We start from the raw sequence: 12,545 nt of genomic DNA on the forward strand, positions 1-12,545 counted from the left end.
ATCCGCACCCTGCCCCCGAGCGCGAGAGGACCGACGTGGCCATTCATCCTGTGGACGCGACCCTGGAGGCCGCGAAGATCGATCCCGACCAGCGTGCCGAGCGGCTCAAGGGGGTGAAGCTCGACGGCGCCGGCTGGAAGTACGCGCTCACGCGCGCGCTCAAGGAGTTCGGCAACGACGGCGGCACCGACCTGGCCGCGAAGCTCACCTACTACCTGGTGCTCTCGCTGGCCCCCTCGCTGCTGGCCGTGTTCTCCATCCTGTCCCTCGTGCTCGCCTCCAACCGCGGAGCCATCGACGATCTGCTGGGGCAGCTGACCGGTCTGGTCCCGAGCGACTACCAGGCGCTCGTCACGAACCTGGTGACCACCATGAGCGACTCGGCCGCCTCAGGCGGCGGGATCATCGCCCTCGTCATCGGCATCGCGACCGCCCTGTGGTCCGCCTCCGCGTACGTGAAGGCGTTCAATCGCTCGGCCAACACGGTGTACGGCTACGAGGAGGGCCGCGGCCTGGTGAAGCTGACGCTGACCAACCTGCTCACCACGCTCATCCTGATCGTGGGCATCGTGGTCGTGCTGCTCTCGCTGGCGCTGAACCGCTCGCTCGTGGACGGCTTCCTCCAGCCGATCGCCGGCCCGCTCGGCATGACCGGCGTGGTGAACTTCCTGTCGGACACGTTCCTGCCGGTGTGGGCGTGGGTGAAGTGGCCCGTCGTCGTCCTGATCCTGCTGGTGCTGATCGCGACCCTGTACTACACCACCCCGAACGTCCAGAAGCCGCGCTTCCACCTCTTCGGCCCCGGCAACATCGTGGCGCTGGTGGGCATGGTGCTGGCCGCGGTGGCCCTGTCCGTGTACTTCACGCAGTTCGCCGGCTACTCGGCGTACGGCGCGATCGGCACGATCATGGCGCTGCTGTTCGCCCTGTGGATCTTCAACATCGTGCTGCTGCTCGGCCTGGAGGTCGACGCCGAGGTGGAGCGTGCCCGCCAGCTCGAGGCCGGCCTGCCCGCCGAGGCTCGGGTGCAGCTGCCCCCGAAGGACGTGGCCGGGGTGGAGAAGCGCGCCGAGAAGCAGACGGCCGTGGAGGAGCGCGGCTACGAGCTGCGGGCGGTCCACGAGGGCCGCTGACCGCACCCGATGCGGCGCCCTCAGCGCCGGGCCGCCCGGTAGCCGTCCGCCTGGGCCGCGGCGGCGGAGGCGTAGCAGTTGCGCGCGTTGGTCTTGCCGTAGTGCTGCTGACCGGGCATGTGGTAGATGCCCGAGTTGTCGTTGGCCTTGACCGGGTGGGAGTCCGGGCACACGGAGTCGGCTCCGCGCACCGGCCCCGCGTCGCCGGCCGCGGGGGCCGCCTCCGGGGCGGGGGCCGGGGCCGCCTCCGGGATGGGCTCGGCCGCGGTGCCGCACTCCCCGGAGAACCTGCCGACGCCGTTCGCCCGGGCCTGCTCCCACGCCGCCTCGACCTCGGGCAGGAAACGGTCGTTGCCGTCGAAGACCGCCGGCTCGCCATAGCCCAGGCGGGCCATCTCGGCGTTGACCAGGACGCCGTCGGCGTACACGCCGGCGAGGAGGCGGTCATAGCGGTCGTAGAGCCGGCGGTCGTACCGCAGCACCACCGTGTCGCCGGGGCTGATCATCGACTTCAGCGCCGCCGTCGCCTCCAGTCCCATGCACTCGACCGGCTTCGAGGGGTGGTGGGTCTCGGGGGTGTCGATGTTGAGCAGGCGCACCCGCGTGGACACCTCGCCGAGGGTCACGCGGAGCGTGTCGCCGTCCGAGATCGACTCGACCGTGACCACGTCTCCCTCGACGTCGGCCGGGGCGGCGGGCGCCGCCGGCTCGGCACTGCGGGAGCCCTCAGCGGCACGCGACTCGGCGGCCCCGCTCGAGGACGACGCTGCGGCGCGCGAGCTCTGCGCGGCGGAGGAGGAAGCGGCCAGCGACGACGCAGCGGCACGGCTCGTCGCAGCCGCGTCGACGGAGGGGGTGGACGTGATCGGCATCGTGCTGACCGACGCGGAGGTGTCGGCATCGCTCGCCGGGGTGACGCCGTCGTCGGTGGCGGTGCAGCCGGTGAGCAGGAGCAGGGACAGTGCGGCCGCGGGGAGCGCCGCGCGCAGACGGGCAAGGGGCACGAGGATCCTGGAGGGGAAGGGACGGGGACATGACGAAGGCCCCGCCGTGAGGCGGGGCCTTCGGATCACCACATCATCGCAGGTGGGAGGCACAGGTGTTGCCGCACGTCACGACAACATCGGTCCCCGTTCCGTCAATGACGACGGGGGTCAGCGGCGGCCGTCGATGGGGTCGCCGCCGCCGTCGAGGGCGTCGAGGACGAGGTCGCGGGCCTCGCCCGTCGCGGACCGGCGGGAGAGCAGCAGCGCGGCCAGCCAGCACAGCAGGACGATCGCGGCGCCGCCCCACGCCAGGAGGGCGAGGCTGCCCGAGAGCAGCCCCGTGCCGTCCGCGCGGCCGACGCCGATCCACACCAGACCCCACGCGAGCGCGAACGCCGGAGCCGGGCGGCCGCCGTTGTACACGGCCGTGAACGCGCCGATCAGCACGGCCACCACGAGCATCACCTTCGCCCAGAAGGACGACTGCCCCGGATCGCCGACGACGCCGGTCGAGGCCAGCCACGCGGCCAGGTTCGCCACGGCGGCGATCGAGACCCAGCCCAGATGCAGGCCCTGCACCCCGTCCAGGAGGATCCGCTCCCCCCAGCTGTGCGCGCGGACGGATTCGAGGAGCACCAGGATCCACGCCAGGCACGTCAGCAGCAGCGCGATCACCACGACGCTCAGCCCCAGCAGCCCGGCCTGCACCGTCCAGATCCACGCGGCGTTGAGCAGCACCGAGACCAGGATCCACGGTCGCAGGCGGTCGTGACGGGCGGACTGGGCCGAGGCGAGGAACTGCCACACGGCGTACGCCAGCAGCCCCGCGTAGATCACGGACCAGATGCCGAACGCGGGGGTCGCCGGGGAGACCCAGGTGGCGTCCGGGCCGAGCCAGCCGCCCGCGGCCTCGGCCACGGGGGTCAGGCCGCCGACGACGCCGGAGCCCAGGAACGCGGCCACGACCGCGAGGATCACGACCACGAGCATGGCCACCCGGCCGCCCGTCGAGGACAGCCCCGTCCCCGAGCTGGGGACGCGCGCCGCGGCGTCGGGGCCGAAGGGGCTGCGGGACGGGCCGAGGTCGGTGGCGGTGCTCATGGGTGCTCCCGTGGGGTGATCGTCGGGGGTGTGCCCCGGGCGGGGCGGGTCTCAGGGTCAGCGTAGCCGCCGGGCCCATCGCGGGCACGGGCCACCGCGGCCTAGGGTGGGGGCATGCGCACTTCCTCCCCGATAGGACTCCTGCTGGACGTGGACGCCCCCGTGGCCTCCACCGAGACCCGGACCGTGCCGGAGGGGATCATCGACGTGCTCGTCCGCCTCGCGAGGCGCGGGGTGCCGGTCGGCTTCAACACGGGCCGCTCCACGGACTTCCTCCTGCACAACCTGATCGCCCCGCTGCGCGACGCGGGCCTCCCGGACGACGCTCCCTTCCACGCGATCTGCGAGAAGGGCGCCGTGTGGTTCCCGTTCTCCGCGGTGCCCTCCGGGGACCTGCCCGACGTCACCGTGGACGGCACCGCCCCGGACTGGCTCCGCACCGACCCGGACATGGCCATCGACGCGGACACCCGTGATGCAATCTGGGCCCTCAACGATGAGCGCGCCGGGGACCTGCAGTTCACGGACCACACCAAGCTGGCCATGGTCTCCCTCGAGAAGACAGTGGGCGCGGACCAGACGGAGTACGAGCGGGTGCGCGACGACGTCGCCGCGCGCGTCGAGGATCTGCTCGCCGAGCGCGGACTCGCCGAGGAGGTGCGCGTGGCCCCCTCGGTGATCTCGGTGGACGTCGAGCACCGCTCCTCCGGCAAGGACCTGGGCGTCGAGCGCTGCTTCGACCTGCTGGCGGAGGCGGGCACCCCGGTGCCCGAACGCTGGCTCACCGCGGGCGACTCGCGCAGCGACTACGCCATGGCCGACCGGCTGCACGAGCGCGGACTCGCCGTGGAGCACATGGACGTGCGGCCCGCCGACGGCGTCCCCGAGAAGCCCTACGGCGTGGTGACGGCGGCGATCCTCGCCGAACGCGGCATCGGCGACGCCGACGACGTCCACGAGCGGGCGGGCGAGTCCCTGCTGCGCTGGGTGGAGCGCGACCTGTTGCGCTGACCAGGCCGGACGCCCCCTCTGCGGGCGGCCGACCCTCCCCGGGCCTGGACCTCGACCCCTAGCGTGGAAGGGAATGCCGCGCCCCTGCCGAACCGGCCCGGGCGCCTCCCGACCAGAGAGAGGTTCCACCGTGGCCACCGTCGCCCAGAACATCGTCGAGACCCTCCACGCCTCGGGCGTGCGCCGCATGTACGGCGTGCCCGGGGACTCCCTCAACGGGCTGACCGAGGCCCTGCGCTCCCACGGCGGCATCCAGTGGGTGCACACCCGGCACGAGGAGACCGCGGCCTTCGCCGCCTCCGCCGAGTCCCAGCTCACGGACGAGCTCGCGGTCTGCGTGGGCTCGTGCGGTCCGGGCAACCTCCACCTGATCAACGGCCTGTTCGACGCGCAGCGCTCGCGCACTCCGGTGCTCGCGATCGCCGCGCACATCCCCTCGGAGGAGATCGGCTCGGGCTACTTCCAGGAGACCCACCCGCAGGACCTGTTCCGCGAGTGCTCCGTCTACGTGGAGCACGTCTCCTCGGCGGACCAGATGCCCCGCATGCTGCGCACCGCGATGCGGGCCGCCGTCGAGCAGCGGGGCGTGGCCGTGCTCGTGATCCCGGGCGACGTGGCCCTCACCGAGCTCTCCGCGAAGCCCGAGGTGATCCGTCACACGCCGTCCCGCGTCATCCCGGCGGACTCCGTGCTGCGCGAGGCCGCCGAGGCCCTGGACTCGTCCAAGCGGATCACCATCCTGGCCGGCGCGGGTGCGGCCGGCGCCCACGACGAGGTCGTGGCCCTGGCGGAGCGCCTGCAGGCCCCGATCGTCCACGCGCTGCGCGGCAAGGACCGGATCGAGTACGACAACCCGTATGACGTCGGCTTGACCGGCCTGCTCGGCTTCGCCTCCGGCTACCACGCGCTCAAGGAGGCCGAGACGCTGCTGATCCTCGGCTCCTCCCTGCCGTACCGGCAGTTCTACCCCGAGGACGCCACGGTCATCCAGGTGGACGTGCGCGGCGAGCAGATCGGCCGACGGGTGGCCGTGGACGTGCCGCTCGTGGGCGGCGTGAAGGAGACGGCCCAGGCCCTGCTGCCGCTGCTGCGCGGGAACTCGTCGTCGGCGTTCCTGGACAAGGCGCTCAAGCACTACGCCAAGACCCGCAAGGACCTCGACCAGCTGGCCTCCCCGGGACGCGGACGCGTGCATCCGCAGTACGTGGCCCGCCTCCTCGACGAGCTGGCCGACGACGACGTGGTGTTCCTGCCCGACGTCGGCTCCCCGGTGGTCTGGGCCTCCCGGTACCTGACGATGAACGGGCGCCGCCGGATCATCGGCTCCCTGTCCCACGGCTCCATGGCCAACGCGGTCACGCAGGCGGTCGGCGCCCAGGCGGTCGACCCCACCCGCCAGGTGGTGGCGATGGCCGGCGACGGCGGGTTGGCCATGATGCTCGGCGAGCTGCTGTCGTTCGTGCAGAACGACCTGCCCGTGAAGACGCTCGTGTTCGACAACGACTCGCTGAACTTCGTGGAGCTCGAGATGATGGCCGCCGGGTTCGTCCCCTTCGGGACGGACCTGCAGAACCCGGACTTCGCGGCGATCGCGGAGGCAGCCGGCATCAAGGGCTTCCGCGCGGACCACACGACGGACCTGCCTGCGGTGATGCGCGAGTTCCTCGCCCACGACGGGCCTGCGCTGCTGGTGGTCAAGACCGAGCGTCAGGAGCTGACGATCCCGCCGAGCATCGAGTTCGAGCAGGCCAAGGGCTTCGCGCTCTACGCCATGCGCACCGTCCTCGACGGCAAGGGCACCAAGCTGCTCGACCTCGCGAAGGCGAACCTGCGCCAGCTGTTCTGACCTGCCGCGCACGACGACGGCCCGGACGCTGGCGGCGTCCGGGCCGTCGTCGTGGTGGGGCGGGGAGGGCCCAGCCCCGCCGGCCCGTCAGGCGCGGTGGGCGCCGCCCTCGGTGACGATCGGGTGCTCGGCCGTGCCGGCGACGCCCTGGGTGATCAGGCCGTCGGCGCGGTGCTCCCAGAAGTCCGCGTTGCGGATGCCGAGCGGGCGCGGGTCGAACTGCGGGTCGAGACCCTGGCGCTTCTGTGCACGGTAGTCCTTGAGGGCCTTGAGGGCCGGGCCCTGCAGCACGAGGATGCCGAGGATGTTCAGCCAGGCCATGGAGCCCACGCCGATGTCGCCGAGGCCCCAGGCCGCACCCGTGGTGGCGACGGCGCCGTAGGCCACGGACACGAGGATCAGGGCCTGCAGGAAGCGCAGCACGACGCGGCGGACCATGCCGTTGCGCAGGTTGCGCGTGAGGAACACGAGGTTGACCTCGGCCATGTAGTAGTACGCCACGATCGTGGTGAAGGCGAAGAACGCGAGCGCCACGGCCACGAACGTGGGGCCGAAGCCGGTGAACATGGCGTCGAAGCCGGTCTGGACGAAGGCCGGGCCCTCGGAGGCCGTCGGCGAGACGATGCCCTCGAACAGCAGGCCGGAGCCGGACCCGTCCGAGTACACCCGGTAGGCGCCCGTGGAGATGATGATGAACGCGGTGGCCGAGCAGACGAAGAGCGTGTCGATGTACACGGCGAACGCCTGCACGAAGCCCTGCTTGGCCGGGTGCGAGACCTCGGCGGCCGCGGCGGCGTGCGGACCCGTGCCCTGGCCGGCCTCGTTGGAGTAGACGCCGCGCTTCACGCCCCACTGGATGGCGAGGCCGAGGATCGCGCCGAACACGGCGTGCACACCGAACGCGCTGGCGAAGATGGAGCCGAAGACCTCGGGGATCTGGTCGAAGTTCAGGAACAGCACGATCAGCGCGAGGATGATGTACAGCACGGCCATCACGGGCACCACGTAGACGGCGAACGTCGCGATGCGCTTCACGCCGCCCAGGACGATGAAGGCCAGCAGGATGACCATGGCCAGGGCCACGACCCAGGCGGGCACGGCCCACGCCTCGCCCACGGCCGCGGCCACGCCGTTGGCCTGCACGCCCGGCAGGAAGTAGCTGGTGGCGAAGACGGTGACGACGGCGAACAGGATGGCGTACACCTTGAACGCGGGGGCGGCGGCCGTGTGCTTGTAGGCCTTCTCGAAGTAGTACGCCGGGCCGCCGCGGTACTCGCCGGTGTCCGGGTCGCGCTCCTTGTAGATCTGGCCGAGCGTGGACTCGATGAAGGACGTGGCGGCACCGAGCAGGGCCATGACCCACATCCAGAACACGGCGCCGGGGCCGCCGAACGCGATGGCCGTGGCGACGCCGCCGATGTTGCCCATGCCGACGCGGCCGGCGAGCGACATCATGAGGGACTGGAGGGACGAGGTGCCGTCCGCGGAGTCCTGGCCCTCGCGGAGCTGCTTCACCATGTCCGGGATGTTCACGAACTGCAGGAACATGGTCCGGATGGTGAAGTAGAGGCCGACGATCAGGCAGAGCCAGATCAGGGCCGGGGACCAGATGACGTCGTTCACGGCGGTGATGAGATCTGCGAAGGACATGGGGTCTCCAGATCGGGTGGGGATGGCCGGTGCGGTGCGAGCTCCGAGCGGCGGCCGCCGGCGGTCCCGGGCGACTGGGGAGAAGGATACGCGCAAATGTGACGCACGTCTCGCACCCAGCGCGGCGGATGAGGAGTCCGGGCGCATCCTCCCCCTCGACAGCGGTCCCGGACATGCGAAAAGCCCCGGAACCACTGGGGTCCCGGGGCTTACACGCGGAGGATGGGGGATTTGAACCCCCGAGGGCTGTTAACCCAACACGCGTTCCAGGCGTGCGCCATAGGCCGCTAGGCGAATCCTCCTTGGTGCGCCCTCATGCGGCGGACCGCGCGAGGGCAGGCTCCATCATAACCAGATCGTCCTGGGCCGCGCCAATCCCCCGCGGGAGGCGAGGGCCCGGTCCGGGTCTCGCCGCGGCCCGAATCGCCCCGCCCACCGCCGCCCTGGTAGAGTCGTGGGCGGCCCCTCACGTGGTGTCATCTCGCTGAACTCCCCCAGGACCGGAAGGTAGCAAGGGTAGGTGGGCTCTGGCAGGTGCGTGAGGGGTCTTCACTTTCCCCAGGAGATCCCATGCCCGCCGGACGCTACGCCCCCTCCCCCACGGGGAGCCTGCACCTGGGCAACCTGCGCACCGCGCTCGTCGCGTGGCTCGCGGCGCGCGCCACGGACCGTGCCTTCCTGCTGCGGGTCGAGGACCTGGACCGCGTCCGCTCCGGGGCCGAGGCCGGGCAGCGGGCGGACCTGGCCGCCGTCGGGCTGGACTGGGACGCCGAGCCGGTGCGTCAGTCCGAGCGCACCGCCCGGTACGACGCCGCCGTGGCCGCCCTGCGGGCCGCGCACGGCGCGGACGCGGTCTACGAGTGCTTCTGCTCGCGCAAGGACATCGCCGAGGCGACGTCGGCCCCGCACCCGAGGCCCGACGACGGCGCCCCCGCCTCCGGCGGCGCCGTGCCGCTGCGTCCGCCCGGCTTCTATCCGGGCACCTGCCGCGGCCTGACGGAGGCCGAGCGGGCCGAGCGACGGCGGGTGCGTCCCGCCGCCCTGCGGATCGACGCGGCGAAGGTCGCGGGCCTGCCGGCGGGCGAGATCCCGCGCGCCACCGCCGTGGACGTGCTGCACGGCGAGGTCACGGGCCTGGTCGACGACCTGGTGCTGCGCCGGAACGACGGGGCGTACGCGTACAACCTGGCCGTCGTCGTGGACGACCTGGCGCAGGGCGTGGACCAGGTGGTCCGCGGCGACGACCTGCTCGACTCGGCCCCGCGCCAGCGCTGGCTGGCCGAGGTGCTGTGCGCCGCGCGCGGGGAGCCGACGCCCGCAGTGGAGTACCTGCACGTGCCGCTCGTGCTGAATGCGGAGGGGCGGCGGCTGGCCAAGCGGGACGGCGCCGTGACGCTCGAGGACCTCGCTGCGCAGGACCCGGCGTGGACCCCCGAGCGGGTGCGGGACCGGCTGCTGGAGTCCCTCGGCCTGCCCGCGGGACCGCTGGCGGCCGCCGTGCCCGCGTTCGACCCGGCCGCCCTGCCGCGTGATCCGTGGGTGTTCACCGGGCTCTGAGCGGGCCGGCGTCCCGGCCCGCCGCAGGCCCGGCCCCGGTCAGAGGACCTGGGCGGCCTGGGCGAAGTCGAGGCGGCCCTGGCGGGGCTGCTGCGCCTTCTCGTCGTCCGCGGCGGCGTGGCCGACGTTGATCACCAGGAGGGACTTCCAGGCACGGTCCGCGTGGAACTCGGCGTCCACGGCGGCGGCGTCGAACCCGGCCATGGGGCCGACCTCGAGCCCGTGCGCGCGCAGGGCCACGAGCAGGTAGCCCACCTGGATGAGCGCGTTCGTGCGGCCCATCCCCTCGCGCATGCCCGGCTTGCCCTCGGCATCCTCCTCGAAGCCCTCCCGGAACGGGGCGAGGTGGCCCATGTGGCGGTGCCAGTCGAGGTCGTAGGAGGCGATCAGCGTGAGCGGGGCGCGCTCCGTCTTCTCCCGGTTGAACTCGATCATCAGCGGAGCCAGGCGGGCGCGGGCCTCGGGGCTGTCCACGACGTCGAGCCGCAGCGGCTGGTTGTTCATGGCGGTCGGCGCCCAGCGGAGGTCCGCGTAGGCCCGCTCGATCAGTTCGAGGTCGACGGGCTCGTCCGAGAAGAGCTGCGTCGTGTGGCGGTCCGCGAAGAGGCGGTCGATCTCGGCCTGACTCAGCGGTCCCGCGTCCGGGGCCGGCTGCGTGGGGTGGATCGTGTCCTCGGCGTCGGTGTGCATGTGCGTGGTGGTCATGGGCCAGGGAACGGGCCGGTGGGTGGGCGCATTCCCCGGCTCCCTTAGCCCGTCCGCCCGCCGGATAGGCTTTCGAGGGTGAGCACCGCCCTGTACCGCCGCTACCGCCCGGACCGTTTCGAGGACGTGATCGGGCAGGACCATGTCACGGTCCCGCTGCGCACCGCACTGGCGAAGGACCGCGTGAACCACGCCTACCTCTTCTCCGGCCCGCGCGGCTGCGGCAAGACCACGTCCGCCCGCATCCTCGCGCGCTGCCTGAACTGCGCCCAAGGCCCCACGCCCACGCCGTGCGGCGAGTGCGACTCGTGCCGGGACCTGGCCACCGGCGGGCCGGGCTCGCTGGACGTGCTGGAGATCGACGCGGCCTCGCACGGCGGTGTGGAGGACGCCCGCGGCCTGCGCGAGCGGGCCACGTTCGCCCCGGTCCGGGACCGCTACAAGATCCTCATCATCGACGAGGCGCACATGGTCACCGCGGCGGGCTTCAACGCGCTGCTCAAGATCGTGGAGGAGCCGCCGGAGCACCTGAAGTTCATCTTCGCCACCACGGAGCCGGAGAAGGTCATCGGGACCATCCGCTCCCGCACCCACCACTACCCGTTCCGGCTCGTGCCGCCGGAGCCGCTCATCGCCTACCTCGAGCAGCTGTGCGCGGAGGAGGGCGTGTCCGTGGAGAAGGGCGTGCTGCCGCTCGTGGTGCGCGCCGGCACGGGCTCGGTGCGTGACACGCTCTCCGTGCTGGACCAGCTGATCGCGGGTGCCCAGGAGGGCCAGGTCTCCTACGAGCTCGCGGTGAGCCTGCTCGGCTTCACCCCGGAAGCCCTGCTGGACGACGTGATCGACGCCGTCGCCGCGGACGACACCCCCACCGTATTCCGCGTGGTGGACCGCGTGGTGCAGTCCGGCCAGGACCCGCGCCGCTTCGTCGAGGACCTGCTGGACCGCTTCCGCGACCTCGTGATCGCCCGTGCCCTGCCGGAGGAGGCCGGGGCGATCCTGCACGGCATGCCGGAGGACCAGGTGCGGCGTCTGTCGGCGCAGGCCGCGCAGCTCTCCCGCGCGGAGCTCTCCCGCCTCGCGGACGTCACCAACCTCGCGCTGACGGACATGGTGGGGGCCACCAGTCCCCGCCTGCACCTCGAGCTGCTCATGGCGCGCCTGCTGCTGCCTGCCTCGGACGAGACGCACCGCGGCCTGGCCGCCCGCCTCGAGGCCCTCGAACGGCGCCTGGAGCTCGGTGGCGCCGCGCCCGTCGAGGAGGGCGCCCCGGAGGGCACGACGACGCCGGCCCGGTCCGGCACGCCCGCCGCGGACGGCGGCGGATCGGCCGAGAACGCGGAGGGCTCCGGCACTCTGACCGGTGCCGCGCTCGCCCGGGCCGCCATGCGGCGGCCGGAGGAGCCCGCGCCGACCGCGTCCACCGCCCCGCCGGAGCGCTGGACGCCGCCTGCCCCGCAGTCCGCGGCAGAGGCGCCGGAGGGGGACGCCGCCGCCGGGGCCACGGGGTCCGAGCGTCCGCAGCAGGCGCCGCAGCCCGGGCGGCCCGAACCGGCTGAGGTCGGGGCCCGTTCCGGGGACACGCGCCGCCCGGAGGCCGGGAGCCGCGCCGAGCCTGAGGGCCGGCCCGAGCCCGAGGGCCGGTCCCAGGCCCAGGAGCGCACCGGTGCCGCGCCGGCCCCCGCCCACGGGCCGGAGGAGACGGCCGCGCCGTCGAGCCCCACGCCCGCCCCGGCGGCGAGCCAGGTGGAGATGATCCGCCGGGCCTGGCCGGACATCCTCACGGCCCTCGAGGACGCCTCACGCCTGGTGTGGATGCTGGTGAAGGACAACGCGAGCGTCGCGGGCTACGACGGCTCGTTGCTGACGATCGGCTTCCAGCAGGACGGGCCCCGCCAGTCGCTGCTCGGCCGGGGCGGTGACCGCGTGCTCGGCGAGGCCGTCCACCAGGTGCTCGGCATCCGCCCGCGGCTCGATCTGATCCTCGGTGGGGACGCGCCGACCGGGGACGCCCGCGCACAGTCCGGCGCTCGCCCGGCCGGCCCGGCGCGGACGGACCGGCCTGAGCGTCCGGCCCCGCAGCAGGGCCGGCCCGACCGACCGACGGCGCAGCCGAACCGGCCCGCTCCGGCACCGGGGCAGGCCCCACGCGAGCCGGAGTCCTCCCGCCCCACCCCGCCGCGCTCCGCCGCACCCTCCACCGCGGAGGACGATCCGGCGCCGCCGGCCGCTCCGCCCCGGGCCACGCAGCAGCGTCAGACGCCGGAGCCGTCCCCCGCCTGGACGCCCGCGGCTCCCGCCACCTCCTGGGGGCCGGCGCCGACGTCGTCGACGACGCCCGCCCCCGCCCCGCCGGCGGACGGCTGGGGCGGCCCGGACGAGGAGCCGCCCGCCTGGGACGACGCTCCCCCGCCCGAGGAGGACCCGTGGGACTCGCTGCCCGCGTTCGACCCGGACGCGGAGCAGGACGACTCGGACGGCCCCGAGGGCTGGACCCCGCCGGCCCGCGACGCCGAGGAGCGGCCGGTCGGCGCCGCCGGCTGGGACGGCCCCGTG

Annotated in this window: 9 protein-coding genes, 1 tRNA gene and 1 other RNA gene; 6 read left to right on the plus strand and 5 right to left on the minus strand. The window is 73.4% G+C overall.

Annotated features, from left to right (window positions below; genetic code table 11):
• Positions 1-35 precede the first annotated feature (35 nt).
• Entirely contained in the window at positions 36-1,133 is a 1,098-nt protein-coding gene (locus ACZ1IK_RS08015) for a YihY/virulence factor BrkB family protein (RefSeq protein ID WP_246830380.1), read from the plus strand.
• A gap of 20 nt (positions 1,134-1,153) precedes the next feature.
• Here ACZ1IK_RS08015 and ACZ1IK_RS08020 read toward each other — a convergent pair whose 3' ends face one another.
• Positions 1,154-2,137: a thermonuclease family protein gene (locus ACZ1IK_RS08020; protein WP_144818582.1), complete on the minus strand. Its 984-nt coding sequence runs from the start codon at positions 2,135-2,137 to the stop codon at positions 1,154-1,156.
• A 150-nt stretch (positions 2,138-2,287) separates the two neighbouring features.
• The gene (locus tag ACZ1IK_RS08025) at positions 2,288-3,220 is read right to left on the minus strand and encodes a TspO/MBR family protein (RefSeq protein WP_070709071.1); all 933 of its coding nucleotides are present in this window, start codon (positions 3,218-3,220) and stop codon (positions 2,288-2,290) included.
• Positions 3,221-3,334: 114 nt separating this feature from the next.
• Here ACZ1IK_RS08025 and ACZ1IK_RS08030 point away from each other — a divergent pair, with 114 nt between their 5' ends.
• Together ACZ1IK_RS08030 and poxB are read left to right on the plus strand one after the other, a co-directional pair.
• Positions 3,335-4,231, plus strand: a complete 897-nt coding sequence (locus ACZ1IK_RS08030; RefSeq protein ID WP_101965625.1) for an HAD family hydrolase — start codon at positions 3,335-3,337, stop codon at positions 4,229-4,231.
• 130 nt (positions 4,232-4,361) lie between these two features.
• Entirely contained in the window at positions 4,362-6,077 is a 1,716-nt protein-coding gene (poxB, locus tag ACZ1IK_RS08035; protein WP_041102769.1) for a ubiquinone-dependent pyruvate dehydrogenase, read from the plus strand.
• Between the two features lie 87 nt (positions 6,078-6,164).
• On the opposite strand, the gene ACZ1IK_RS08040 is transcribed toward poxB, so the two are convergent.
• Together ACZ1IK_RS08040 and ACZ1IK_RS08045 are read right to left on the minus strand one after the other, a co-directional pair.
• Positions 6,165-7,727 carry an alanine/glycine:cation symporter family protein gene (locus tag ACZ1IK_RS08040; protein WP_063189055.1) on the minus strand — a complete coding sequence of 521 codons (1,563 nt, stop codon included), beginning with the start codon at positions 7,725-7,727 and terminating at the stop codon, positions 6,165-6,167.
• A gap of 216 nt (positions 7,728-7,943) precedes the next feature.
• Positions 7,944-8,029, minus strand: a tRNA-Ser gene (locus ACZ1IK_RS08045).
• 155 nt (positions 8,030-8,184) lie between these two features.
• Here ACZ1IK_RS08045 and ffs point away from each other — a divergent pair.
• Both ffs and gluQRS read left to right on the plus strand, forming a co-directional pair.
• Positions 8,185-8,281, plus strand: an RNA gene (gene ffs, locus ACZ1IK_RS08050) — signal recognition particle sRNA small type.
• A 16-nt stretch (positions 8,282-8,297) separates the two neighbouring features.
• A complete protein-coding gene (gene gluQRS / locus ACZ1IK_RS08055; RefSeq protein ID WP_036384004.1) occupies positions 8,298-9,284 on the plus strand; it encodes a tRNA glutamyl-Q(34) synthetase GluQRS in 987 nt (328 codons plus the stop codon).
• A 39-nt stretch (positions 9,285-9,323) separates the two neighbouring features.
• On the opposite strand, the gene ACZ1IK_RS08060 is transcribed toward gluQRS, so the two are convergent.
• Positions 9,324-9,989 (minus strand): malonic semialdehyde reductase, encoded by a 666-nt coding sequence (locus ACZ1IK_RS08060; RefSeq protein WP_465098456.1) that lies wholly within the window; start codon positions 9,987-9,989, stop codon positions 9,324-9,326.
• A gap of 78 nt (positions 9,990-10,067) precedes the next feature.
• On the opposite strand from ACZ1IK_RS08060, the gene ACZ1IK_RS08065 reads away from it, so the two are divergent.
• Positions 10,068-12,545, plus strand: a 2,478-nt coding sequence (locus tag ACZ1IK_RS08065; RefSeq protein ID WP_465098457.1) for a DNA polymerase III subunit gamma and tau, incomplete at its 3' end; no start/stop codon positions are given.

The sequence above is a fragment of the Micrococcus sp. CS26 genome (genome assembly GCF_055522295.1).